At 48.4% G+C, this 24233-nt stretch carries 24 protein-coding genes, 1 tRNA gene and 2 pseudogenes; 5 read left to right on the top strand and 22 right to left on the bottom strand.

The features are described from left to right. Nucleotides 1-169 precede the first annotated feature (169 nt). On the top strand, nt 170-721 hold the full coding sequence (locus ACI48K_RS06060; protein WP_475026653.1) for a TetR/AcrR family transcriptional regulator: 552 nt from the start codon (nt 170-172) through the stop codon (nt 719-721). A 49-nt stretch (nt 722-770) separates the two neighbouring features. Here ACI48K_RS06060 and ACI48K_RS06055 read toward each other — a convergent pair whose 3' ends face one another. Next, nucleotides 771-1784, bottom strand: a complete 1014-nt coding sequence (locus ACI48K_RS06055) for an aldo/keto reductase (RefSeq protein ID WP_475026652.1) — start codon at nt 1782-1784, stop codon at nt 771-773. A gap of 283 nt (nt 1785-2067) precedes the next feature. Here ACI48K_RS06055 and ACI48K_RS06050 point away from each other — a divergent pair, with 283 nt between their 5' ends. Next, on the top strand, nt 2068-2967 hold the full coding sequence (locus tag ACI48K_RS06050) for a LysR family transcriptional regulator (protein ID WP_475026650.1): 900 nt from the start codon (nt 2068-2070) through the stop codon (nt 2965-2967). Nucleotides 2968-2986: 19 nt separating this feature from the next. Beyond that, nucleotides 2987-3898: an AraC family transcriptional regulator gene (locus ACI48K_RS06045; protein WP_475026649.1), complete on the top strand. Its 912-nt coding sequence runs from the start codon at nt 2987-2989 to the stop codon at nt 3896-3898. 93 nt (nt 3899-3991) lie between these two features. Here ACI48K_RS06045 and ACI48K_RS06040 read toward each other — a convergent pair whose 3' ends face one another. Together ACI48K_RS06040 and ACI48K_RS06035 are read right to left on the bottom strand one after the other, a co-directional pair. Continuing rightward, on the bottom strand, nt 3992-5602 hold the full coding sequence (locus ACI48K_RS06040; protein WP_475026965.1) for a CocE/NonD family hydrolase: 1611 nt from the start codon (nt 5600-5602) through the stop codon (nt 3992-3994). A gap of 205 nt (nt 5603-5807) precedes the next feature. Further along, the gene (locus ACI48K_RS06035) at nt 5808-7442 is read right to left on the bottom strand and encodes a carbohydrate-binding protein (RefSeq protein WP_475026648.1); all 1635 of its coding nucleotides are present in this window, start codon (nt 7440-7442) and stop codon (nt 5808-5810) included. Between the two features lie 458 nt (nt 7443-7900). On the opposite strand from ACI48K_RS06035, the pseudogene ACI48K_RS06030 reads away from it, so the two are divergent. Next, nucleotides 7901-7981 (top strand): annotated as a pseudogene (locus tag ACI48K_RS06030) (DUF6075 family protein); the annotation flags it as partial. 21 nt (nt 7982-8002) lie between these two features. Here ACI48K_RS06030 and ACI48K_RS06025 read toward each other — a convergent pair. The 10 genes and pseudogenes from ACI48K_RS06025 to ACI48K_RS05980 form a co-directional block, all read right to left on the bottom strand. Then, complete coding sequence (locus tag ACI48K_RS06025) at nt 8003-8404, bottom strand: Rrf2 family transcriptional regulator (protein ID WP_475026647.1); 402 nt, start codon at nt 8402-8404, stop codon at nt 8003-8005. A gap of 95 nt (nt 8405-8499) precedes the next feature. Further along, nucleotides 8500-9912 (bottom strand): DHA2 family efflux MFS transporter permease subunit, encoded by a 1413-nt coding sequence (locus tag ACI48K_RS06020; RefSeq protein ID WP_475026646.1) that lies wholly within the window; start codon nt 9910-9912, stop codon nt 8500-8502. Between the two features lie 361 nt (nt 9913-10273). Then, the gene (locus ACI48K_RS06015; protein WP_475026645.1) at nt 10274-11152 is read right to left on the bottom strand and encodes a class I SAM-dependent methyltransferase; all 879 of its coding nucleotides are present in this window, start codon (nt 11150-11152) and stop codon (nt 10274-10276) included. Nucleotides 11153-11264: 112 nt separating this feature from the next. Continuing rightward, nucleotides 11265-12167, bottom strand: coding sequence for an NAD(P)/FAD-dependent oxidoreductase (locus ACI48K_RS06010; RefSeq protein WP_475026644.1), 903 nt, complete (start codon nt 12165-12167; stop codon nt 11265-11267). A 20-nt stretch (nt 12168-12187) separates the two neighbouring features. Beyond that, a pseudogene (locus tag ACI48K_RS06005) lies at nt 12188-12705 on the bottom strand (NAD(P)/FAD-dependent oxidoreductase). Between the two features lie 108 nt (nt 12706-12813). Further along, the gene (trxA, locus tag ACI48K_RS06000) at nt 12814-13128 is read right to left on the bottom strand and encodes a thioredoxin (protein ID WP_475026643.1); all 315 of its coding nucleotides are present in this window, start codon (nt 13126-13128) and stop codon (nt 12814-12816) included. A 445-nt stretch (nt 13129-13573) separates the two neighbouring features. Continuing rightward, nucleotides 13574-13909, bottom strand: coding sequence for an Rrf2 family transcriptional regulator (locus ACI48K_RS05995; protein ID WP_475026642.1), 336 nt, complete (start codon nt 13907-13909; stop codon nt 13574-13576). A gap of 79 nt (nt 13910-13988) precedes the next feature. Continuing rightward, a complete protein-coding gene (locus tag ACI48K_RS05990; protein ID WP_475026641.1) occupies nt 13989-14258 on the bottom strand; it encodes a hypothetical protein in 270 nt (89 codons plus the stop codon). A gap of 138 nt (nt 14259-14396) precedes the next feature. After that, nucleotides 14397-14481, bottom strand: a tRNA-Leu gene (locus ACI48K_RS05985). 213 nt (nt 14482-14694) lie between these two features. Further along, nucleotides 14695-14910, bottom strand: a complete 216-nt coding sequence (locus ACI48K_RS05980; protein ID WP_475026640.1) for a YqzE family protein — start codon at nt 14908-14910, stop codon at nt 14695-14697. Nucleotides 14911-15091: 181 nt separating this feature from the next. On the opposite strand from ACI48K_RS05980, the gene ACI48K_RS05975 reads away from it, so the two are divergent. Continuing rightward, nucleotides 15092-15739 (top strand): N-acetylmuramoyl-L-alanine amidase family protein, encoded by a 648-nt coding sequence (locus ACI48K_RS05975; protein WP_475026964.1) that lies wholly within the window; start codon nt 15092-15094, stop codon nt 15737-15739. Here the strand turns inward: ACI48K_RS05975 and ACI48K_RS05970 are convergent. The 9 genes from ACI48K_RS05970 to ACI48K_RS05930 form a co-directional block, all read right to left on the bottom strand. Beyond that, the gene (locus ACI48K_RS05970) at nt 15726-16574 is read right to left on the bottom strand and encodes a divergent polysaccharide deacetylase family protein (RefSeq protein ID WP_475026639.1); all 849 of its coding nucleotides are present in this window, start codon (nt 16572-16574) and stop codon (nt 15726-15728) included. The genes ACI48K_RS05975 and ACI48K_RS05970 overlap by 14 nt on opposite strands. 25 nt (nt 16575-16599) lie before the next feature. Continuing rightward, nucleotides 16600-17133, bottom strand: coding sequence for a putative ABC transporter permease (locus ACI48K_RS05965; RefSeq protein ID WP_475026638.1), 534 nt, complete (start codon nt 17131-17133; stop codon nt 16600-16602). Between the two features lie 107 nt (nt 17134-17240). Next, nucleotides 17241-18476, bottom strand: a complete 1236-nt coding sequence (locus tag ACI48K_RS05960; protein WP_475026637.1) for an ABC transporter permease subunit — start codon at nt 18474-18476, stop codon at nt 17241-17243. Between the two features lie 12 nt (nt 18477-18488). After that, nucleotides 18489-19370 (bottom strand): ABC transporter ATP-binding protein, encoded by an 882-nt coding sequence (locus tag ACI48K_RS05955; RefSeq protein WP_475026636.1) that lies wholly within the window; start codon nt 19368-19370, stop codon nt 18489-18491. Nucleotides 19371-19422: 52 nt separating this feature from the next. Then, nucleotides 19423-20211 carry a hypothetical protein gene (locus tag ACI48K_RS05950; RefSeq protein WP_475026635.1) on the bottom strand — a complete coding sequence of 263 codons (789 nt, stop codon included), beginning with the start codon at nt 20209-20211 and terminating at the stop codon, nt 19423-19425. Then, nucleotides 20144-20749 (bottom strand): RNA polymerase sigma factor, encoded by a 606-nt coding sequence (locus ACI48K_RS05945; RefSeq protein ID WP_475026634.1) that lies wholly within the window; start codon nt 20747-20749, stop codon nt 20144-20146. The genes ACI48K_RS05950 and ACI48K_RS05945 overlap by 68 nt, the downstream gene beginning before the upstream one ends. A 221-nt stretch (nt 20750-20970) precedes the next feature. After that, entirely contained in the window at nt 20971-21954 is a 984-nt protein-coding gene (locus tag ACI48K_RS05940; RefSeq protein WP_475026633.1) for an aldo/keto reductase, read from the bottom strand. Nucleotides 21955-21984: 30 nt separating this feature from the next. Continuing rightward, nucleotides 21985-22665 (bottom strand): MBL fold metallo-hydrolase, encoded by a 681-nt coding sequence (locus tag ACI48K_RS05935; RefSeq protein ID WP_475026632.1) that lies wholly within the window; start codon nt 22663-22665, stop codon nt 21985-21987. 421 nt (nt 22666-23086) lie between these two features. After that, complete coding sequence (locus ACI48K_RS05930) at nt 23087-24202, bottom strand: alpha/beta hydrolase family protein (protein ID WP_475026631.1); 1116 nt, start codon at nt 24200-24202, stop codon at nt 23087-23089. Between the last annotated feature and the right edge of the window lie 31 nt (nt 24203-24233).

The following is a 24233-nucleotide window of genomic DNA, read 5'->3' as shown; positions in this document are numbered from 1 at the left end:
CATCATTCTTACCATTGTCAGATGAATGTAATTTGTCCATTAGTAGACAACTCCATTAAAATTGTCAATTATTTATTGTGAAAGATAATAATCCTTGATTCGTTAATGAACAACTGTCTATAATTATAAAAACTATAGAAATCACAAGAGAAAGACGGATGAACATCTAATGGCCAAAGTGGATCGAAGAATTCTCAAAACGCAAGAGGCATTAAAAAATGCTGTTATCGAGCTGATGTCAGAAAAAAACTTCGACGATATTACGCTTCAGGATCTATCCGACCGTGCCAATGTCAGTCGGGGAACGATCTATCTCCATTATCTGGATAAATACGATCTACTGGACAAACTCATTGAAACTCATATCAATGAACTGAGGGTTAGGTGCGCAGCATCTCCCGATTTGGATTTTATCGACGGGACGCTGATTTGGACGGATTACCTCGACAGCAACTTCAGCTTTTTTTCAATCATGCTGGCAAGTAAAGGGGCTCCATACTTTCGAAACCGGTTCGTTGATTTTCTGATTCAAGAGTTTCAGAACGAGGTGGATGTAACGAAAGGAAAAAATCAAGGTTTAGCTAAGGAGCTTGCCGTCCATTTCGTAGCTTCGGCCTACGTAGGAGTGGTGGAATGGTGGTTCATGAACAATAAGCCCATTTCACATCAGGCCCTGGCTGAGCAATTAGGGACACTGTTGGAAAGGGTGTGCGAAGATTAATCACACACCCTCATTGCTGCCGATTTCGGCAAATATAACTTCCGCAGATTTAGTAGCGGCGCAAGCGTTTGTTTTCTATTGCCGGGTTCAGGAAGAAGTTGTCCGCCGCATTGACCTCGGTGCCTGGAGGCACAATTTCGTCGATCCGGTCTAAGATATCTTCGCCAAGTTTTGTGTCGGCGCCGTCCAGAAGCCCCTTTAGCTGCTCAGAGTTTCTAGTTCCAACGATGACGGATGTCACGCCCGGGTGCGAAAGTACGAATGCGTTAGCCAGATGCGGCAGCGCGATTCCCGCTTCCGAGGCGAGCTCAGTAAGCTGTTTGACGACCTCCAGCTTCTTCTGATTTTCAGGCACCGCTACGTCGAAATCTTTGGTTTGCAGTGCGATTCGGTTACCCTTTGCGGGATCGGCCCTACCTGACAACCAGCCGCTGCCGAGCGACCCGTAAGTCAGTACGCCCATTCCGTATCGCTGCGTTGTGGGAAGAACCGCCGCTTCAATGTTTCTCGTGAGAATCGAGTAACGGGGCTGCTCCGTCACAAACCGCCGATGACCGCGTTTTTCGGCAACCCACTGCGCCTCAACAATCAGCTCGGCCGGGAAAGTGGAAGCGCCAATCGTACGCACCTTCCCCGCCCGTACCAGATCGGAAAGTGCCGAAAGCGTCTCATCAATGTCCGTGTTTGGGTCAGGACGATGCATCTGATACAGATCTATATAGTCAGTACCAAGCCTCCGCAGGCTGTCTTCGACCTCACGGATGATCCAGCGCCGCGAACCCCCGCTATGATTAATTTCCTCCTTCATCGGCAAAGTAAACTTCGTCGCAAGAATCACGTCGTCGCGACGCCCCTTGAGAGCCTTTCCGACAATCTCCTCCGACTCGCCAAAAGAATAGTTGTCCGATGTATCGATAAAGTTAATACCTGCATCCAGCGCCATATGGATGGTACGAATCCCCTCTTCCTGATCGGGATTTCCGTGAACGGCTCCAAACATCATCGCCCCAAGAGCGAATTCGCTGACCGTCATACCGGTTCTTCCAAGCGTTTTGTATTGCATATCGTTATCCTCCTTATCTTTTCATAAAAATGAAAGCAAACATGCCAAACTAAAAAGCATGATCGACTTCTCGGGGTTATGATATCAAGGGACAATATATATGTAAAATTGATGCTTTAGATATATTGATTCGATAAAATCGATCGGACGCTATCAAAAAAATATCTTCCGTTCGATTTTATCGAATGATATGATCGATACCATTTATTTTACAGATGGAAAGAAGATCTGCTACTATAGCTAGAAGTTACTACGGTACCTTACTTGGGAAAGGATGAGACTTGTGGAGATTAGACAAATTAAAACCTTCATGATGATCGCGGGGTTAAACAGTTTCACGCAAGCAGCCAGGGAGCTTGGATATGCGCAATCGTCCATTACTTCGCAAATACAATTGCTGGAGAAGGAATTAGGCGTGCAGCTCTTTGAAAGGCTTGGCAAAACGATCTCCCTCACTTCCGTAGGAGAGCATTTCCTGGACTATTCCAGACAAATGCTGAATTTGTGGGAAAAAGCCAAAGGATCCATTTCGGAAACCGGCAGGCCAAATGGAAGGCTCATCATTGGTGCGGAAGAATCGATCTGCGGTTATAAACTGCCTGCGCTATTGAAAGAATACGCCACGCTCTATCCGGAAGTGGAGCTTAACATAAGAATCGGAGACGGATATAAGCTGGAGTCTTTGCTTAGAGAGAATAGCATCGACGTTGCTATATTTTCCGATAATAAAATATCATACCAAGACCTTGTAGTAGAGATCGCCCACGATGAACCCTTTGTTTTATTAGCTTCATCCGACCATTTACTGGCGCAGAAGAAAATAATTCAGCCTGAAGATTTTTCCCTCTATCCCATACTTATGCCGGGTCATGGGTGCAGTTGGCAGGAGATATTCAGAAAAGATATCGAAGAATCCGATATGTCATTTAAGTTTATGGCTTACGAAGGGAGCAGCCATACGCTGAAGCAATTGGCCGTTAATGGGCTTGGCATCGCTCTTTTGCCTTTATATACGGTTGCTCAAGAACTTGAAGACGGCAAGCTGGCAAAGATCAATTTTAAAGACAAAGAATTCAAACTGATCACCCAAGTGGTTTATCACAAGGACAAATGGAAATCCTCGGCCATCAAATCCTTTATGGCTTTATATAAAGAGTGGAATTTGCAACCAATTAGAAATTGAAGTGAAAGAGATACCGACGATGAATAACCATCTGACTGACGCAAAAGTGGCGCTAGATCGGCTTTTGGCTCAGAGTCTGCAAAAGAATTCTATCTCCTCGGGGATTATACGGACGAGTATTCCATTTCTTGATGTTATTAAAGAAAGCAAGCCTACACAGTTGGCCCCAGGTGTTCTCAATCCTTCCTTAAGTATCCTGTTGCAAGGAAGAAAGCGGCTGCAGGTTGGGGAAGAAACGATTGAATATAAAGCGGGGGATTTGTTGTCCGTAAGCGTAAATGTGCCGGTAAGCGAACAGGTGACCGAAGCCGGGGATGATTCGCCATATCTTGCCTTACGGATTGGGCTGACGCCAGGAGAAGTTGCGATCGTCGCTTTGGGGGCCAATCTGATTCTCCGCACGGAGCCGGGCTTGCAGACGGGCATTTTTGTTGGGGAGCCTGGCATGGAAATCATTGAAGGATTCGAAAAGCTCCTCCGGTTATCTTCGGATGCCAAAGCCGCCGATTACCTCGCTTCAAGCGTAAAGCAGGAAATGATTTATTGGCTGCTAAACAGCGAGAAAGGACCGCTTTTTTTCAAAAACATGTCGCTGCATCAGGAAGCTGCCGAGATCAGCAAAGTAATTAACTGGATTACAGCCAACTTCGACAGTCCATTAGCTATTGAAGAATTGGCTGAACTGAGTAACATGAGCGTGTCAAATCTGCATTATAAATTTAAAGAAGTGACCGCCATGGCTCCTTTACAGTATCAGAAGCGGCTTCGTCTGCAGAAAGCGCGCAAGCTGCTGTTTGACGGCGCCAATGTAACGGAAACGGCGCTAAGGATCGGTTACCAAAGCCCGACTCAATTTAGCCGTGAATATAAGAGACTGTTTGGTCTTTCGCCTCAGCAAGATATTCAAGCCGTGAAGTTGATTGGAAGCTAACCCTACAAAATGCTGCATAGAACATGTTGACTTTCCAAGTTCTATGCAGCATTTTTATGTTACTTCGGCCTCCCATATAAAATCCGGAGTCCATCAAACCTGCGGAAGAGTTAGGCGGGATGGATGATCGCCTCCGAATCGCAGACGGATGGCCGTTTTGCGCTTGTTCACGCCGGCGGCGATCCCTTCGCCCATGCCAAGGTTTCTGGCATATCGCGGAAAAGCCCCGCCGGCGACCAGCAACTGCAGCCGGTGTCCTGCCGAAATGCGCCAGAACGTTGGCAGCAAAGGTACAGTCACGACGCGATCCTCACCTGGGGGATGCGTTGGAAGACGCAAATAACCGTCCGTGATATTGATCGCTTTACCGCTCTCATCAACATCGCAAAGGCATACGAAGAGATCGTGATCAGACCCATCCGCTGAAATTTCTACCGTCAGTTCCGGCTGGCCGGCAATCTCAATATCCGTCTCCTGCTTCAGTCCGACGAAACTCAGCACATCGGCGCGTGCGGCAAGAGGCCGCATATCGCCTCGTCCACTGCTGTCGGACAGCTTTGGACCGGCGAGGCTTGGCGTCGGGTTGTCGGGATCATAGACGAACCTTCTTTCTCCGTAGGCAACGAGGTCATCCTGCAAGCTCCCGTCGGAAGCAAGATGAAGCGCCCGCAACGTACTCGGAGCAGGCGGCCACGCAGCTGCATTCCTCCATTCCTCTGCCCGGTTTACCCACGCACGGACGTGCTTCGGATCACTTGACGCGTCCGTGCGGCCCTTAAGATGAATTTCGAACCATTCGAGTCCTATCCGGACGGTGTTCCCCATTCCTTTAAGCGCGGTGTGCGAAAACCCGTCAATCTCAAGCCGAACGGTTTTTCCTGCTGCGCGAAGAGCTTGATAGTCGCGAAGCTGGTGGCCGAGAAACACATCGGACCAGCCTGCCAGCATGCTGACCGGCGCGGTGATACGGGAAAAGGTCTCCCGGTTGCGCAGAGGATGCCAGAAAGGATCGGACGGGTTGTCATGCGCAAGCCACTTTTGCCAATAATCCACCTTCCGGCCAAAAGCTCGCTCGTCTACTTCTTTTATCGGCAAAGCCGAATAGTGTTTGGCAAGCGGGTCGCCTGTCAAAACCCGCTTGAATGTCTGAATGAGAGCATTGCTTTTCTCCTGAGCGTTGATGATGGAAACCCAGGTCATAAAGTCCTCAAGCCGAAAACCGCCGCCGTCCCACATGGCACCCGCGAAATCTGATGCCGTTCTCGCAACGGCCATCGCAGCAATGCGATCGCCTAGCTCCGCCGCCATCGACCAGTGCACCAGACCGTCGTAGCTAACTCCCCAGAGCCCCAGCCGTCCGCTGTACCAAGGCTGACGCTCGATCCAGCCAACCGTATCAAGCCCGTCGTCGCGCTCCTGAAAAAAGGGACTGAAAGTTCCACCCGAACCGAAGGTACCGCGAACGCTCTGTACGACGGTTATATATCCGCGCTCGGCGAAGATGCGTCCGAAAATACCCTCCACGTTTGCGCGGCCATAAGGCGAGCGGATCAACACCGTCGACGGCCGATCAATCCCCTGCGGATGATAGACGTCGCACAACAGTTCAGTTCCATCTCGCATGGGAACAGCTTGCCGACGATCGACACGAACGCGGTTTGTCGCCGGTGAAAGGCCCATCATACGAGCCATAATTCGAGTCATTAACACAGTGGAAAACCCTCCTTGTTGATGTGAGATATCATCGGTATCCTTATTATCCGGTACGCCTCCGTCTTCAAGAAAGTTCATTCATGCGGGATATCTGCCTGATTCTCTTGAACTTACTGGCCCTAGGCGCGCGTATAACCAAAAAAGCTCTTGAACCGTCACAAGGACGATTCAAGAGCTTTTTCATTATTAATAGAACCTATTGCTTCTTAGTAATAGTGAACCAATTCACATTCAGGTCGCCTGCGGTCGGAAAAGCCAAAGCAATTTCCTGTTCTGCAGATGAGAGCACTACATCATGTGAGATGGTGGTCCAATTCTGCCAATCCCCCGTTGCCGGAACTGAAATGGTGCCGAATATTGCTCCTCCGCCAGCCCGTTCAAATTGAATTTTACTGCCATTTGGGCTGGCTACCCGATAGCTGATTGTGTAAGTCCCCGGAGAAAGGCTGGTTGGAGTTGAATAAGTCATCCAGTCACCAGGGTCGATCCATCCGACATTTTTTCCTCCACCGACATCTGTTGTGTCTTGCGTCTGAACGCCATAACTGTTGGTATAATTCTCTGCCTCTATTTTTATGCTGGGTGTACTGGTTTTCTCTTCGATTTTAATCCAGTTAAGATTAAACTCCCCGGAGGGAAAGGATAATTTTAATTGCTGCTCTCCGGCGGAAAGACTAACATCATGGGAAATCGTGGTCCAATTCTGCCAATCGCCTGTCGAAGGAACTTCGATAGAACCAAGTACCTGGCCCGTATTGCCTTGCTCTGCTTGAATCTTTCCGCCGCCATCCGGACTTGATACCCTGTAACTTACGGTATATGTATTGGATGAAGAGACATTGATGGGATAAGTCATCCAATCGCCAGAATCGATCCAGCCTACATTGAGGCCTCCGCCCGTATCGGAAGTGTTTTGAGTTTGTACTCCATACATGCCGGAATAGTTTTCAGCCTCTATTGTGCCGGGTACATTAAAGGAAGTGTTAGGCTGCTCACCGCCTCCCATCCATAGAAGAGCATTCATAATAAGCTTGTTCTGAGTCGGATCGGAAAAAGTATAGGATTTCGCCGTGTTTTTGGCGTAATCCATATCATTATGGCCCATATTGACATACATCATTTTATAATTTTTATTGGTCCAAACTACAGGGTAATAACCGCTGTACCAAGATTGGTTGGGATCCGTTCCAAGGGGAAAACTCACAGGATCAATGGAATACAGGATGTCAATACTGGGTTTGTTGCGCAAATCAACCGACCAGCTATACCATTCGTTGGCCGGGGTTTTGAATGTTGCCGGTAAATCACGGGTGACGGGATGAGTGTTGTCTTCAACGCGCAGAACAGCCGGCGTCGGGAACCACGTGTTTGATTTAAAAGATCCCGACCCTAAAAAATCGTTATAGTACCAGTTCCATGACGAAGGGTTCGTGGTAAAAGCGCTAACATGAAATCCCAGCCATCCTCCGCCATTTTTCATATATTGCTCAAATGCAGTTCTTTGAGCGGCGTTAACGGGCGCATCATCCAAAAAGATGACAACCTGGTATTGGGAAAGAAAGGTAGTATTTAGCTTGCTCCAATCGTTTGTCGATTCATACGAGAAATTGTATTGTTTGGCAAACTCGGGAAATCTCTGGTTCGCTTCTTTTACAAAGTTAATATGGGCTGCATCCCAAGTTCCATTGTAAAAAGCGATAACTTTAAATTGTGGGGCGGCTTCCGCGGGCTTGATACCGTAAGTGAAAGAAGAACATACGAAAATGAAAATTAAACAGACGGCAAAGACCCGGGCTAACAAATTACTTCTCTTCTTAGTTAGTGTGGACACTATTCCTTCCTCCAGTTCATTTTTGAAGTTCCCTTCGGAGTTGTGACTCTAAGGGGTTGTTGCATAGGTGTCTCGATCGTGTGCAATGCCTCCTTTCTACTATTTACTGGTAATTATATCAACAAAAAATAGCAAATAAAAGATAATTAGAGGAAATATGGGTTTATATAGAAAAATACTATAACTATCATCTAAATTATGAACGTCCTGCAACAAAAAAAGCGACCCATTTGGGGGCCGCTTTTTCTTATGTGTCGTCATGAGCAATGCACAAAGCTTCCTGAGCATATAAAAACAGGTCCTTTGATGGCATCCAGCCATCAAAGAACCTGTGAATAGTTAAGGCGATGCGGTCGAGAGGACTCGAACCTCCGCGGGGGTTAGCCCATACGGATCTGCAAACCAGTTCCACCGCCAAAATGACACGTTTGGCTTTTAACTGAAACTACAGTCCGTACTTCATGTTCGATACCAGCTTGCTTCCGTACTTTTTTGAAGCCGTCAAATTACGATATGCCGAATACGTCAACAACCGATAATCTGAAAAAAACAGTTGTTCTTCACAGAACAACCGTCATTTTCTTAGCAAGCTCAGACAATTTTTGGTTTCTTAAAAAGTCCTCCATTTTCTCTTCCGCCGATACCATCACCTTCTGAATTAAACACTCTGATCCATGATTCATTTCGCATTCGAATAAGGAGGCAGATCCTTCAATGGCATGAATAACGTCAAGAAACGAGATTTCTTCCCAATTCCGTTTTAGACGATATCCGCCATTGGCCCCTGAAGTGGATTCAATCATTCCCACCTTGACCAGCTTGGTAAGGATTTTGGATAAATACGTTGGAGAAACCTCTTGCTTCTCCGCCAATTGTTGTACGCCGATAAGTTTGTTCGGCGGGAATGCGGCAAGAAAGAGCATGGTGTGAAGAGCGTAGTTTGTCGCTTTTGAAAATTTCATAGCGTGATGTTCACCTCAATCATGGACTTTATATGCCCATAATAACTTTTTGCATTGGGTTAAGTCAAATCTCCTCTGCCGGATTCTTCCTTTATTTATGACATCTGGCGGCTCTCCATGACTTGCGCTTCCGCTGAACCTTTGCCGTACGGAACAAAGAAAGTAAGAAAAAAACCACTCGCTGCAACGAAGGCTAATGACCAGAACGCGGCTTGAATTCCTTCATGCATATTGAACGGAAAAGATACTAAGCTATAATCTGCGGTAATTGTCACTATGGTGATGAGCAGAGCTCCGCCCATCGACATGCCCAATGTACGTATGGCCGTTGTCATCGGTGAGGCGTAGTTCATCAACGAACTCGGCAAGCTCGCCATGGCAAAAGCAGTAATAGGAGTCATCATAAAACCGACCCCGGTCATAAGTAACGCATATAATCCCATCAATAGACTATAGGAGGCATGAATCGACAATGCCATCGTTAATAGGGCCGTTACGACGGCAATACCAAAAAAGCCGAACCGAATCAAATAGCGGCCACCGAACCGGTCGTAGATCTTACCCGAAATCATTCCGGACACCCCCATAAGCAATGCGCCTGGAAGTAACAATAGCCCCGATTCTCTAGGCATTAGCCCTCTGACATTTTGCGCATATATGGGGAGCAGCAGTTCCACCCCGGCCATTACAATGAATAGGGCTACGCCTATGATCGATGCATAAGTAAATCTCGGGTAACGAAACACGTTGAAATCAAGCAAAGGGACGGCCAGTTTGAATTGGCGCTTCACAAACAGGAACGACATGACAAATCCAACGATAAGGATGGTCACAGCAAGCAGAATACCCCTTCCCTGATCGCTAAGGATGCTGAATCCATACAACAGGCTGCCGAAGCCTAAACTCGAATAGAGAATAGATCTCCAGTCCAATTTCGCTTTGTGCGTATCCCAAACGTTTTCCAAACAATAATAGGCGACAAACAAGTTCGCAATCGCAACGGGCGCAACCCCGTAGAATAAGAATCTCCAGGAATGATATTGAATCACGAAGCCAGAAATCGTCGGACCCAGTGCAGGGGCGAGTCCCACAATAAGACTGGCCAGACCCATAGCTGCCCCGAGTTTTTCCTTTGGGAACACTAGGATAATCGTATTCAGGAACACCGGTACCAACAATCCGGCGCCAATCCCCTGAATAATTCGTCCGCTCAGGATCAATGCAAAGTCGGCGGAGAAGCCGGCAATTAGCGTCCCTGTCGTAAACGCCCCAGCGGAAGCGAAAAACAGGGTTCTCGTCGAGTATTTTCCGATCAGGAATCCCGTCACAGGGATAACAATTCCAGAGACTAGAAGATAGACAGTGATCAGCCATTGTGCCCGATTGACCTGGATTCCAAGGTCAAGCATCATTTGTGGCAAAGCCGTGTTCAGCATGGTTTGCATTAATTGCGCCAAAAAATTCGCGACGATTAGAGAAGCGACAATGATTAAGGGTTTTCTTTTCATTGCGTGACCCACCACTTTCCTTTCCATTTGGAGGCCGTTAGCTGAGCTAGAACACGTTTCGGCAAAATACCAACTTCTTCTGTCTGAAGCAGCCCATGAAATGTAGAATCTGTTGCGTGTTGAATTGTCAAGATTATGATCATCCCTTCATTATCTATGGATATGATGGATATTTTATATCCATTATATAGTATTGAACGACGAGGCCATCTCGTCGAGAAACGATAGTTGAAAATTGTCACGCGCTCCCTTTATTAACGCTAGCTCTATTTCGATAACATCATGCCTCACATTCATCGAAAGAGTGGCTCTACCACACCGAAATATTCAAAAATCTACTCTACACGGCTCACAAATCGGTTTACATGTTCAGATCCTTCAATCGAATAAGCGTCTTGCCAAAACGCCCGCCCTGCCGGATGACCACTCTGTCCGTCGGATAAGTCCGTTCCAAATAATCGGCTACGGTTTTCCTGTTCTGGTCATCCGCAGGCAAACCGAAAGTTCTCAGCCATTCCATAACCTCCTGGAGTGCCGTTTCTCTGGATACCTCCGTGGTTTTCGTTTCCCGGGTTACGAGCGACTCATAGGAATACCCTTTGAGATACAGCAAATGGAGCAAATAAGCCATCTCCAATTGTTCCGTTTTCATGGGCTGATCAGTGACCAGAGGCCAAATCTCTTTTACCAGACTGTGCTCCCTAGAGCCGACAGACAGGCTGATATAGCAAAACTGTCGTGCGCAGCTCAGTACTTTCTCCACACTCTCCCAATTGACAATAACCGGGCACATGGAGACAAATACGAAATCAAAGGCTTTTTTCCACCCCTTTGCTTGAATATCAATGTCTTCGAAAGGCTCAACCACAATCTCTACATTCCCGTTCTTTAATCCCGTTATGTTACTTTTCAGTAGCTCAACTAATGGAAGACTAGGCTCCACAGAAGTAACACTGGCCCCTCTCTCCGCAAACGGCACTGTAAATCCGCCTGAGGCTGCTCCAATGTCTAATATGGAAGTATCTTTAAATGTCACACCCTGTCCTTCCAGCCAATTCATTATCCTTTTTGTTCTTCGCCTGCCTTCTTCGTTAAACGCCTGCTCGTTAAATGACCTTGCCCTATGGTCAAAAGTGTGTGCTGGATCAATTCCGGCTTTTTTCATTTTGCTAACTGCTGTATCTGGATCATTCTTCCAAGCCTTTTCCCAAACGGCATCATTAAAAAAATCGTTCGTCATAATCCTCCTCATCCCTTTCTGTAATGTGTAACCATTACAATTATGACTTTTGAAAAAATGCCCTTCTCTCTATGAAACTTTTTCCCAAAGAGAAGGACATGTCCACTTAGAGTTAAACGAAATCTTCTTCTGTCAGTTCCATATTGATGCCAACCGCCGCTTTGCTTCCGCCTGCTGCAGCATAAATCAACTGGGAAGGCATTACGTAAGCAGCATCCCCGGCAGCATACACACCTGAAACCGTGCTTTTGCCCCACTCATTCGTGGCGATACCGCCAAACTCATTTACCTCATAACCGAGCGAACCCTGAAAAGACGCCTTCGGTTTCCACTCCGGTGTAACGAATCCTCCCGTTCTCTCGATCCGCGTGCCATCCGCAAATTCCACCTGCCGCAATTTCCCCTCATGACCGATAAACATCGTTACTGCTTGTTCAACCACTTCGATATTTCTGGATTTCAACAGATGTTTTTGATTGGTATCCAGAACAGCATGCCCATTCGTACAAATCACAAGATCTTTACTCCAGGTATAGAGCAACTTGGCCATATGAAACACTCCAGAGTTCTCGGAAACAACAATTAGCGGCTGATCTCGAAGCTCCCAACCATCGCAGTAGGGACAATTGAACAAACTTGTTCCATAACAATCACGCAAACCTGGAATATCTGGGAAAATCTCCGCAAGTCCCGTGGTGACCAGCAATTTGCGTGCTTCAATCTGTCTTCCGGTTGACGTCACGACGACGAACCTGTTATCAGAGCGGTGAATCTCGGTTACTTCCCAAGGTAAAAGTTCTACGGAGGGATACCCCTGAACCTCCTCATATGCAATACGCCTGAATTCGGCTGGTGTCACACCGTCTCTTGTAATAAATCCATGGGAAGCATGTGTAACCGCATTTCGGGGCTGGCTGTTATCAAATAAAGCAACACTGCGCCTGGCCCGCCCAAGTACCAGAGCCGCATTTAGTCCTGCCGGGCCTCCGCCGATAATGGCACAATCATAACTCAAAAGGATCTCCCCCTTAAATGTTACCTGGAAAAAGTGATGTGTTCATTAAGAAATTTCTCACAATCTAACGCAGCTGTACGTCCACTGCCCACCGCTGCAATCGCTTGACGATATTTGTGATCTTGAACATCGCCGCAGGTAAAGACACCCGGAATATTCGTCTCAGCAGATCCCGGCTTCATAATAATGTAGCCATATTCATCGGTATCAATTTGACCCTTAAGAAAACCTGTATTCGGCGTATGACCAATCGCTACAAAAATAGCGCAGTTTCGAAACCGCTTCCTGACCGCTCTCATTATTCTTCACCTTTAAGCCCGTAACGCCTTTTTCACCTGCAATAACCTCTAACGGAGTGCAATTAAGGCCCCATTATTCCCTCTGGAAAGCATGGGAAATTTTCGACTACCGTTGTGGTTGTCAATTGACCACCCGGTTCGGGTCCTTCGATCACCAAAGGATTTAAGTTAGCCCGTGCCCAATAAATAGCAGCGGTCAGTCTCGCAGGACCTGTTCCAATGACGATTGTTTTATACATATGTGACTCCTGGCGTTTTTCAAGCCCATTCACTTGCCGCACTATTTTTTTGGATAAAGCAGATGCTATACTTGCTAAAGCGATACCTGTCGGCTTTTGTTTGTTGATTTATTTGGAGGCAACAAGCTGCTGCAGGGCAACTTTCGACAATATGCCTAATTCTTTATATAGGGGCATTCCATCTTTGAATATAATGGTTGCCGGTATGCTCATAATCTGAAATTGTGAAGAGGTTACCGGATTTTCGTCTACATTAACTTTAATTACTTTAATGGAATCATTTGCTTCCTTTTCAAACTTCTCTAAAACAGGTGCAAACATTCTGCATGGACCACACCAAGGAGCCCAAAAATTCACTACTGTTATACCTTCAGTTTGCACCATCTCTTTAAAAGTAGAATCGTTCGCGTGTTGAATAGCCATCGTGATCATCCTTTCGGAATTAAATATATTAAAGACATTTTATATCTTTAATTACACATTAGATTTCAACTGTTCATCTGTTGGAGTTTAAGGCTCTGTTTTCACTAATTCCAATGCCTGGAATCATTCGCGGCAGTGCTGTATTGTTGTCCTCCCATCCTACTCACCTCCTTTCAGGCCACTTTCTATTTCCGTGGGGAATTTTGTCTGTGCGTGACGGGGAACCTACAAGGAATTGCTCGGGACAGCATTGAGTTCCGCCGGCCTCCACCGATAATGGCAAAATTCCAATCGTCACAATAAAATCCTTCTCACGTATCACGTTTATTAATCGATATTATAGTTAAATTATATCTACAAATAGTTAAAAAATGGTCGATTAATCCATTCCCTTAAATTGCAAGGCCAGTTCATGAATTTTTTTGTTTTTCAGATACTGCTCCATTTAGTGTTCTGCTTCGGTGATGACTTGTTGAATCAAACATTCACTGCCGTGATCAAGGCCGCACTCGAACAGCGAAGCGGTTCCTTCGATTGCGTGAATAACATCCAGGAACGAGATGTCTTCCCAATTGCGTCGAAGCCGGTACCCTCCGTTCGCGCCGGACATAGACTGGATGAGTCCAGCCTTAACTAGCTTGGTCAGCATTTTAGACAAATATGTTTGGGAAACGCCCAGTTTCTCGGCCAGTTGTTGCACGCTTAGCGGATTGTCCGGTGCTGTTGCCACCAAATAGAACATCGCGTGAAGCGCATAATCGATTGCTTGCGAATATTTCAAAGTGCTCCTTCATCGAAAATTTTAAAGACTTCATGACTCCATGATAACTTTATTTTGTATATGATGCAAGTGTCCGCAATCATTGCGTAAGGGCAAAATTTTGCATCGATTTAACGAAACCAATTACCTCATGGATACATTCCTCCCTGGAGATAGGAAGCCCGTTCTCGTTCACCGGCTCGCCCTTCCCCGCCTCATTGCGCGGCGCGGCATAATAATCTTCATATTCATAATCGAAAGAGACCGCAGCCCCATCTTGGGTTTCATATGATGCTGTGGTTTGTACCGGATGCCACTTCAGCAGATACCTCGCCGCCGTCCGGGCCGACTCTCCCAAACCCGCCGGCAAGAATTTACGCTCATTTGGATTACAATTCAAAGATTTCTTCTGCCCAGGTAATGAGCACCAGCTTAGAAGTATTGAATAGCAAAAAGGTTCCTTCTCTGCTAGAAAAAGCAGATCAGAAACCTGTCATTGATGAAGTGATGCGGTCGAGAGGACTCGAACCTCCACGGGGGGTTAGCCCACACGGACCTGAACCGTGCGCGTCTGCCAATTCCGCCACGACCGCAAATTTGAATGCCAACAGCGGAAGAAGTTTGCCGCAGCGACAAGATATAAAATACCATGTTTTGCTTACAAAAGTCAACCCTCATTTACTTGACGTTTACGATTAGCACATATCCTTCGCCCAACGCAAAAAAAGGCAACCGTCCGCACCTTTCCCGGGAAGAACACGATCGCCTTTAGTCAAATGGATTGTCCGTTAATTCGTAAAGCCGCGTTAGAGGTTCCGGGACGCCGACTGCTTTTCCCGTTTCCGCTTGTGGCGCGGAAGCTGCTGAGCCCAAAGCGAAATCGAAAACGGGATCATGCCGAACCAGCGGGATGACCACGATTCCTTGACTTTGGAGCGTTCCCGCCGAATTTCCCGCGGGGTTTCGACGTAATCAACGACCCGCTCCGTAATGTATTTGACCAGCTCATCACCCTTGGCCAAGAGGATCCCTCCTTTCGTCTTGTTATTGATATTTCTAGTTTGCGCCGTTTGCCATCATCATAAACGTAAACGGACTGTTCATGCATGAATTACGCCGACTAAGCCAACTCTAAATAGGACAAATCCAAGCCTTCAAAGGATGAGAACAATGAGAAAAATAATAACTTCCCTGCTCGTCGTCATGTCGCTCGCTGGTGTTTGGAGCGCTCCCGCCTTGGCGGACGGCAAAGACCTAAGGCATGCGTTCCCCGAGCCGGTCATTCTGATCGATGCCGGCCATGGCGGAATTGACGGGGGAACCTCATATCAGAACATTCTGGAGAAAGACATTAATCTGAACATCTCAAGAAGATTGTATCTCGTGCTCCGCAGCCACGGTTACCGGACAATCCTGAACCGTACCGGAGACTATGCCTTAAGCGACGACAACCGATGGTTCAACAGCCGTTCCCGGCATCTGCGCGATTTGGCTCAGCGGAAGGAACTCAGCGAACAGCTTCCCGCCTCCATCGTCGTCAGTTTGCATGTCAATTGGGGACGGAACGCCGGCAAGCGTGGTCCGCTTGTCCTGCATCAAAACGAAGGGCGCAGCGCCTTGCTGGCCGCAGCGATCCAGCAGGAACTGGAAGCTCTTTACCCGACGAAATCGGCGCCTGAGCTAGGCAATCCTTTTTATTTGCTAAAGCACATGGATGCGCCTGCCGTCATTGTCGAGACGGGCTTTCTCAGCAACGCCGAAGACCGCGCCATGCTTACCAATAGCCGCGGCCAACAGCGGATTGCCGAAGCAATCTACGCCGGCATCGCCAGATATTTTACGGTAATGTAAACCCGGGGCCTCCTTCGGGTTTTTCTTGTTCCTGCACCAAATCCGTAATCCCGACAAAAGAAACGCCACGCTTTTGAAATTCGGGAATGAATTTTCTTAGCACCACGGCGGTTTTCAGACCCTGGGTTCCCACATGGCCGATCGTCACGCAATAGCCGTTCTGGTCCAAGAGCTCTTGAACCTTGACCAATTGTCCGGAGATATGCTCCTCGTTGTGGAAGTCGTCAAGAAAAATATCGTTTTTTACCTGCGGAAGCCCCTTTTCCTCGCATAGTTTCCCGATAACCGACCAGTAATTGGTCCGGCTGTCCACAAAAAACATTCCCCGCTCGCGGCACACCTCCAAAATGACGGACATGATACGTTCGTCTCCCGTAACCTTGGAGCCCATATGATTATTGATTCCTACCGCATAAGGAACCTGATCGAGGGCTTCCTCTACCTTTTGGCGAATTTCCTCATCGGTCATATCGGCCAAAATCGCTCCGGGCCCAAGCCATTCCGGACGCCCGTGCTTGGGCTGCATCGGAAGATGGACAATGACGTCGTGCCCCTGCTCGTGAGCGCGGATCGCATCGGACTTGGTCGTTTCGAGAAAAGGCATGACCGCAACGGTTACCTTGACGGGAAGCGCGATAATTTCGTCCGTTCCGCCCATGTTGTTCCCCATATCGTCAATGATAACCGCCAGCTTTTGGGGAGCCGTACCGAAATCCTCAGCACCCTCAATGCTGTCGGCCTTGGCCTCGACTGGTTCGAGGACTGCCGCAGCCAGAGCCAAACTTAGGACTAGCCCTGCCGACTTTCGCCCGAAACCGGTTCGAATAATTCCCATGCCAGCTTTCACCCCCTTGGTCATATCAGATCGGATTTCCTTTCCAGGCCTTCCAGGCTCTCCGCCGTACCCGAAAGGTCCACAACAAATCGGCAACAAAGAGCAGCGCAAAGTAGGGGCTAAGCTTCTCCCATGCCGGAGCCAGACTCATGTATCCACGCACCATCAAAGGGTGAATAAGCCAAAGAAAAACAAGCGACAGAATCCCCCAATACAGCGAAAAGCGCAGGCAAATATAACCGCGTATATGCCCGCGCATTCCGGTATAGTCCCACCACCGCTGTCCGAAAAGCGTATGCAGCAAATACCCGCTTACATATTCGACGACGGTCGGAACAACCAGGCATAAAAGCAGGACATAGACCGGGTAACGTTCGAAATTTTCACCGCCCAAAGCCAATATCAGCAGCGGAGCGAAACCGTACATCGGTTTCATCGGGCTTTTCAGAAATCCTTCTTTCCAGAATTCTCCTTGGGTAAAGAAACTGTAGACATTTTCCAGCAACCATCCCAAAAACGAATAGGCCAAAAAATAAAAAACCATCTCGTCAAGCGCCATGCGAACGTCAGCCTTCCTAAGGTGTGATGTTGAATCTTCCTTATTATGACTGTCGCCGCCGAGATTCATGCGCCTGCTTGATTTTTGCGAAGATAACTAAAGTCCGACTAAACCACCTGATGGTTTTTAAAAGCCCGATATGCCAAAGTCAGCAGAAGCACCGTCGCAATAAGCGAGAAGCCTGCTGCGAATTTGTACTCCGGAATCAGTTGGCCGAATATTCGAAAGGCTTCATAGCCGGTGATTTGGCTGAACCCTTCAAACATATGAACCGGCAGCAAATCCCTCAGATGATTGAACAAACGGCTACCGGTCGACGGAATAAACAGCGGTCCGATCAGGAAAACTGCGCTGATGACAATAACGGGAAAAGGACTTTTCAAGCGGCTGGACAACCACAACGTTACCGCTCCCACAAGCAGGCAGGCCAATCCTCCTACTAAGACTGTCCACAAATACGTTTGCAGAACCGTATACGGAACCGGGGCCAACAGTGTAAGCAGCTGTACGCTGGCGTTTCCGCCTCCAAAACCGAAAATACCGAGCAGCAGAAGCGTATACACCGACAGCTCCAATATAAGCAGCCCCAGGGCTACGATCAGGCTCGCTTTTATCTTGGCGGCAATGACCCTCCTGCGGCCATGTCGTGTCGACAGGATAACGGAATCCGCCCCGCTCTGATATTCCCCGGCAAATACGGGGGCCAGACATACGGCGATCACAAATGCGCTGGATAAGAACACAAACTGTACATTTTCGAACACTTTGTCCCAGCCCGTCACATAATCCATTTCCAAGGGAACCTTGATACCCTCATTCATTTTGAGAAAGTAGGCCTTCTCCTCCGCCGAATACCGCCCGAAAGGGTAGCTCTTGTCCAAAAAGGCTTGAATCTTTTCCATCCGGCGATCATAAAAACGCTTGGCATCGTCAGGCTTGATCGTATCGACAATACCGTAATCGTAATCATCCAACGGCGAAAAAGCGGTTCTTATCAGATCCTTGATCTGATTATCCTTCACGATCTCCTTTCCATAGGACTCAGGAGTGATCTCCCCGTTACTGTCCAGATTTTGCGGGTTCCCGATCACCTGCTGATGCCGTTCAACCGCCTGCGCAATTTTGTCCTCGGTTAGCGGTCCGGCAAGCTGACGATCATACTCTCTTTGCAGCGAGATGGCGTTCATCCCCTTCAGTTCCTTGCCGTCTTTCCCCGTGATCCGCGCGCCCGTAATCAGCAGGCTGGTCGCCAGAACCAACACAACCGCCAAAATCAACAGTCCCGCATAAAAAGACTTCCGGTGTACGATTTTGCGAAATTCGAACCGGGTCAATGCATCCATGTATGGCTCCCCCTATTTTTTCGCAATGGCCTCTTCTTGAAAATGGTACAAATACAAATCCTCGAGCGTCGGAGAAACGGCTTCGGCATGCGGAGCGGGCTTGCCGGCGGAAACGATGCGAAGCTCGGCCGAGTCCCCTTCATGCCGCAGATTGCTCACGCAATAGCGGTTGTTCCATTCTCCCGCCTCCCGGGCCGGAATACGGCAGGTCCATACGTGGCCTTCCATCTGCGCCGTCAACTCCTCCACGGTTCCGGTCATCGATAATCGTCCTTGCTTCATGACCAATATTTGGTCGGCGATATATTCCACATCGGACACGATATGCGTGGACAGGAGCACAATCTTGTCCCTGGCGAGATCCGCGATCAGATTGCGGAAACGAACCCGCTCTTTGGGATCAAGTCCCGCCGTCGGCTCGTCGAGGACCAGCAGCTTCGGGTCGTTAAGCATGGCCTGGGCAATGCCCAGCCGCTGCTTCATCCCTCCGGAGAAGGCGCGGATTTTCTTGCGTGCCGCTTCCTCCAGAGCCACTGTTCGCAGCAGCTCCCGTGCTTTTCCCTTTGAAGCGGCAAGCGTTAATCCTTTTAACGAACCCACATACCATAGAAATTCCTCTGCGCTGAAATCAGGGTAATAACCGAAGTTCTGGGGCAGATAACCCAGTAAATCACGGTAATTCTCCCCCATGCGCTCAATATCCTGACCATTCATTTGAATCGTGCCCGACGTTGGATGCAAAACTCCGCAGACCATCCGCATCAGTGTTGTTTTTCCGGCTCCGTTGGCTCCCAGCAGACCATATACGCCGCTGGTCAGCTTAGCCGAAATACCGTCCACCGCCGTTTTGCCGGAAAAATGCTTGCTTACCTCGTTTATAGCCAGCTCCAGCATCAAATGCCTCCTTATACACGCATTCTTTCAATAATTGAATAAGCCATATCCGTCAAACCGGCAGCCCTGAGGCCGATTCCAAGCTGCGGCAAGTCCGGCGAACCCGCTGCATTTCAAAGACGATTCCGGCAGCGGCAACCAGCAGCAAGATCTGCCACACAGCGATCGCCGAAGCTCCGAACAGCTCCAGGGATGGGGAAAATGCCAAAAGCACTTGCGCCAGCGCGATCAAGCCGCCAAAAAGCAAACAGTAATATCCGCAGTTCGGCGTGCGAACCCGATTAAGCAGCCACAGGCAGCCGAGACAGGTTAGATTGAAGGGCACCAGCAAATAGAGCAGTATTTCCAAAGTTCCAATCCGCATCAGCCCATTTACCAAGACGGCAAGCAACAGCAACCCTGCAAGATCCCCGATCCCCAGCAAGCTTATACGAACCAGCGTCAATTTTTCCAAACGATGCCGCGCACTGAGTTCGATCTCCAGCATTTTACAACTCAGCGAACGGGTCAACGTCTGGATGCCGGCGATCACCAGCAGCGGCGAAGCGATTGAGGCCAGCATCAGAAGCTCAATATTGCCATTCCCTTCGAAAACGTAATTCCGTACCAGCAGTCCCGTTCCCAAAACGATCAGGAGCTGCATCATCCAGACCTTCCAACTGATGAAGCGCAGCTGCGCCACATAAAACTCGCCCAAAGATGTTCTTCGTCTGCTGTGCGTTTCACTCACAATTTCCGCCGCCCGTTTGATCGTTTTCTCCATTTGATCCTGTTCAGCGGGAGGGGAAGGATAATTCCTGAGAACGCTGATGACGGCTTGCCGCCGCGATCTCCCATTCATCCGATTCACTCCTTTCCAAATGCTGTCTTAACGCGGTTAATCCGCGCTTTACCCGATACTGCGCCACGCATACATTCACGCCCGTGATACGGGCAATATCGCGAAAGGTCAAATCCAGGCAAAACCGCATAAATACCGGTTCACGCTGCTCTTCGGGCAATAAACGGAGCAGTTCGTGAACCTGCTGTTCCCTCTCCACCTGTTCCTCTAACGACCCGCTTGACGATAAAGCAGCCGTCCGTTCGACTGCATCTTCGGCCTTCTCCCAAGCCAGGCGGGAACGCAGCTTCAGGTGATCGTTGCAGAGATTCCGGGCAATCGTATATAAATAGGCGCGGCATTTTCCCGTATCGGCATAAGTTTCTATCCGCCTGCAAAAACGATAAAAGGTTTCCTGCGTCAAGTCTTCGGACTCTTCCTCGCTTCGGATCCGCCAGCGGCAGTACTTCCGGATGTCGGCATAATACCGCTCGATCAGCGGCGTCAGATATTGGGTGTCCCCTTGTTGAATGCGCTTAATCCATTCGCCTTCATCCACGCGTATCCCCCTCTCCTTTCTATTAGATATAACAGTTTTTGAATGGAAAAAAATGAAAATGCGTTATGTCTTTTTTGTGAACGGGTATTTAACGCAAAAAACCTCACGGCCGCACAACGTAATCAATACGTCGTATAGCCGTGAGGTCAAAAGATCTTAAACAAAATCCGGCGATTTATATAAATTTAATCAAAAATTGAAGTCGAATAAAGGCAGCTTCCTTAATTAAGCCCGCCAAGCACCGGATGCGGTACGTACGGTTCTTCCAGACCGGCCACTTCTTCCGGGGTCAGCTTCAATGTTACTGCGGCGGCGGCATCGTCCAGATGATGCGGCTTGGTTGCTCCGATAATCGGCGACGTCACCGGAGATTTCTGCAGCACCCATGCAAGCGCGACCTGCGCGCGAGGTACTCCCCGCTTCGCGGCGACTTCGGCCACGCGCTCGACGACCTTCCGGTCGGCTTCCGCCGTCACCGAATACAACCGCTTGCCGAATTCGTCGGTCTGGGAACGTTCGCTCACCGCATCAAAGTCGCGGGTTAACCGGCCGCGAGCCAGCGGACTCCACGGAATGACGCCAATCTTTTCCGCTTCGCACAGCGGCAGCATTTCCCGTTCTTCTTCCCGGTACAGCAGGTTGAGGTAATTTTGCATCGAAACAAACCGCGTCCAGCCGTGGCTTTCGGACACATGCAAAGCTTTCAGGAACTGCCAGGCATACATAGAGGAAGCTCCGATATAACGAGCCTTCCCGGCCTTCACCACATCGTGCAGCGCTTCCAGGGTTTCTTCGATCGTCGTATGGTTGTCCCAGCGATGAATTTGGTACAAGTCCACGTAATCCGTTCCGAGCCGTTTCAGGCTGTTGTCGATCTCGGCAAAAATCGCTTTGCGCGAAAGACCGCCGCCGTTAGGACCCGGACGCATCTGTCCATGAACCTTCGTCGCGATGACGATTTCATCCCGGCTGGCGAAATCCTTCAGGGCGCGGCCGACGATTTCTTCACTGGAGCCATCGGAATAAACATTGGCCGTATCAAAAAAATTGATGCCTAAATCCAGCGCCTTTTTGATAAACGGGCGGCTTTGCTCTTCATTCAACGACCAGGTGTGATTGCCCCGTTCAGGTTCCCCGTAGCTCATGCAGCCGAGACAAATTCGTGAAACGTCAAGTCCGGTGTTTCCGAGTTTTACATATTCCATCTGAAATAGCTCCTTTCTATATTAAAAAGATTACTGCTCTCCCGCCGCAATTTGCTGCAGCCGTTCCGAAATCCGCTCCGTGCATACACCGCCGTGATAGGTGATCACGGTTTCGATGTTTAGTCCGATCAGTTTGCCCACGGATTCAAGCGCCTGTTCGTAATTTGGCGTGTACTGCGGAACCGGAGGCATCAGCAGCCCGTTATCCGACACCATCGCATCGCCGCTGATCAGCGTTTTGCTCGGAATGTGATAGAGACAAATATGGTCCGGCGTATGTCCCGGCGTGCAAATGACCTGAATGCCGCCGCAATAGGGAAGCACTTCGCCGTCCTGCACAGTAATATCTACCTTCGAAGGCATAGGCACGGTCACCGCTCTTTTAATCAACGGCAGCTCTCCGGCAAGATACGGAATAATATTTTCGTGCGCCAGCACCTTCACTCTTCCCTCCGAAGCTTCCACAAGCTCCGGCAAGCTGCCGATATGATCCATATCCTGATGCGTGATGATGATTTTGGTCAACTTTTCAAAAGGAAACCCGGCCTCCTCGAGCGCCTGGCGAATCGTGCCTAACTGACCCGGAATGCCGGCGTCGACTAGAATAACGTCCTGCTCGTCCCACAGCAGCGTTGCACAAGCCGTCATCACAACTTGACCATTCACGGCAAGAGGCAGTACCAAAGGTTTAATTCCAGATCCGGTCGTCATATTTATCCCCTTTATATATGGATTTTTCTCCCTCTCTTCTATTATAGGTTCGGTAATAGGGGAATACAATTTCAGTTCAAGCGCAGATTCATTTAGATGGAATTTTCGTTAAATAATTGCATTTTTATTGAAGTTTATTAAACCCCCGCTAAGAAGAAACAGTAGGTTCTTATAAGCAAAAACTTATAATAATGGAGGCAGAGGGCGATTGGAGAGCTTTAACAAGCGGGGCTGGCTGGCCGGAATCGTCACGCCCCTGCTCATCATCGGAGGATTGCTTGCTATTCTTTTTCAAATAACGTCGCCGCCTCTTGCGGATTTGGGCCATGATCCCTTTGTGATCATGGCTTTCTTATGTCTCCGATTATCGGATAAAAGAAATTTGTATGATGAGGTCAAGAGGACTCTAGTCACCTTTAGTTCATTTCAAGTTTTGTTTTAGCCAGTCCATGATTTCCGGGAAAACTTCATCGAGATAATTCATCGTGCAATGTTCCCCGTCCTCGTAAAATTTTAGCAGTTTGTCTCCTTGGGCCCATTTCATCATTTTGTCTGCGTGAAGTTTAGGCGAAGGCATTACTTCATCCTTACCTGCATGATAAAACAATAGCGGCACCTCCAAATTCGGAGCCGTTTCGATATCCCAATCAAAGTTGTGAACCGCCTCTTCGAGTGTCGTACATCCGGTCATATAAGTGACGCCACGCTGCCAGATCGGATTCATTTTCTTCAATCCGTTCAGACCTCCGATATAGACCAGCCCGCTGTTGCCTACCACACATTTTACTCGTTTGTCGTACGCCGCAGAAACCGGGGCTAAATATCCGCCCAAGCTAAAACCGGTCAAAGCGATGTTTTGAGTATCTATTTCATATCCCCGTTGCGCTTCAACCCAGTCGATAATAGCCGAAACCGCTTGATAATAGTTCTTGGCGTCGAATTTCATGTCTTTCCAAAGCTCCCCCTGTCCGGGGCCGTCAAATGTTATAAAATTGAATCCATGCTGCTTGTAAATGGTTCCTTGCGAGTGCCCTTCCGCTTCCTTGATGTTGTCCATTCCGTTTACGAAAATAACCAACGGCTTACCGGGTTCTCCAAAAAGCCGCAAGTATGCAGGAATTTTCACCCCATTAAACGGAATTTCAAGCCGGATTGGTTTTTCTCTTTCTTCATACAGACCAATTGCCCGTTTATAGCTTGTTCTTGCTTTTTCCTGCGACTCCTCTTTCTGCTTGCTATCAATAAAAAAGATATGCTGCCCAACATGATAGCATCCTACTGCCTCATGAAATAACGCTCTTGCCTTAATGGCATATCCTTCACTTAACGCTTGCTCAGCCTTTCTATAGAGCTCATCTCCTTCCTTTGTCCATTCCATGCACCACTGCGTCCAACTTGGAATTCTGGCGATGACTCTTTTCAATCTTCCGTAATCAATTCCAAAGGACAAGAATCTTCCATACCATCTGTGATACACATTCCTCTCGTTAAAGATAAACCGAAAAGCAAACTTTTCTTTCAAGGACAGCTGTACCATAGAAATCCTCCTTTGATTTATAATTGCTGTA

It is taken from the genome of Paenibacillus terrisolis, from assembly GCF_056171975.1.
The sequence above is the reverse complement of the archived record's forward strand: the minus strand, read 5'-3'. Positions and strand labels throughout refer to the sequence as shown.

Bases quoted from the DNA above. Each gene is read 5' to 3' on its own strand.
- ACI48K_RS06060 (WP_475026653.1), top strand. From the start codon at position 170: ATGGCCAAAGTGGATCGAAGAATTCTCAAAACGCAAGAGGCATTAAAA.
- ACI48K_RS06055 (WP_475026652.1), bottom strand. From the start codon at position 1,784: ATGCAATACAAAACGCTTGGAAGAACCGGTATGACGGTCAGCGAATTC.
- ACI48K_RS06045 (WP_475026649.1), top strand. From the start codon at position 2,987: ATGAATAACCATCTGACTGACGCAAAAGTGGCGCTAGATCGGCTTTTG.
- ACI48K_RS06040 (WP_475026965.1), bottom strand. From the start codon at position 5,602: ATGACTCGAATTATGGCTCGTATGATGGGCCTTTCACCGGCGACAAAC.
- ACI48K_RS06025 (WP_475026647.1), bottom strand. From the start codon at position 8,404: ATGAAATTTTCAAAAGCGACAAACTACGCTCTTCACACCATGCTCTTT.
- ACI48K_RS06020 (WP_475026646.1), bottom strand. From the start codon at position 9,912: ATGAAAAGAAAACCCTTAATCATTGTCGCTTCTCTAATCGTCGCGAAT.
- ACI48K_RS06015 (WP_475026645.1), bottom strand. From the start codon at position 11,152: ATGACGAACGATTTTTTTAATGATGCCGTTTGGGAAAAGGCTTGGAAG.
- trxA (WP_475026643.1), bottom strand. From the start codon at position 13,128: ATGGCTATTCAACACGCGAACGATTCTACTTTTAAAGAGATGGTGCAA.
- ACI48K_RS05975 (WP_475026964.1), top strand. From the start codon at position 15,092: ATGTCGCTCGCTGGTGTTTGGAGCGCTCCCGCCTTGGCGGACGGCAAA.
- ACI48K_RS05970 (WP_475026639.1), bottom strand. From the start codon at position 16,574: ATGGGAATTATTCGAACCGGTTTCGGGCGAAAGTCGGCAGGGCTAGTC.
- ACI48K_RS05965 (WP_475026638.1), bottom strand. From the start codon at position 17,133: ATGGCGCTTGACGAGATGGTTTTTTATTTTTTGGCCTATTCGTTTTTG.
- ACI48K_RS05960 (WP_475026637.1), bottom strand. From the start codon at position 18,476: ATGGATGCATTGACCCGGTTCGAATTTCGCAAAATCGTACACCGGAAG.
- ACI48K_RS05955 (WP_475026636.1), bottom strand. From the start codon at position 19,370: ATGCTGGAGCTGGCTATAAACGAGGTAAGCAAGCATTTTTCCGGCAAA.
- ACI48K_RS05950 (WP_475026635.1), bottom strand. From the start codon at position 20,211: ATGAATGGGAGATCGCGGCGGCAAGCCGTCATCAGCGTTCTCAGGAAT.
- ACI48K_RS05940 (WP_475026633.1), bottom strand. From the start codon at position 21,954: ATGGAATATGTAAAACTCGGAAACACCGGACTTGACGTTTCACGAATT.
- ACI48K_RS05935 (WP_475026632.1), bottom strand. From the start codon at position 22,665: ATGACGACCGGATCTGGAATTAAACCTTTGGTACTGCCTCTTGCCGTG.
- ACI48K_RS05930 (WP_475026631.1), bottom strand. From the start codon at position 24,202: ATGGTACAGCTGTCCTTGAAAGAAAAGTTTGCTTTTCGGTTTATCTTT.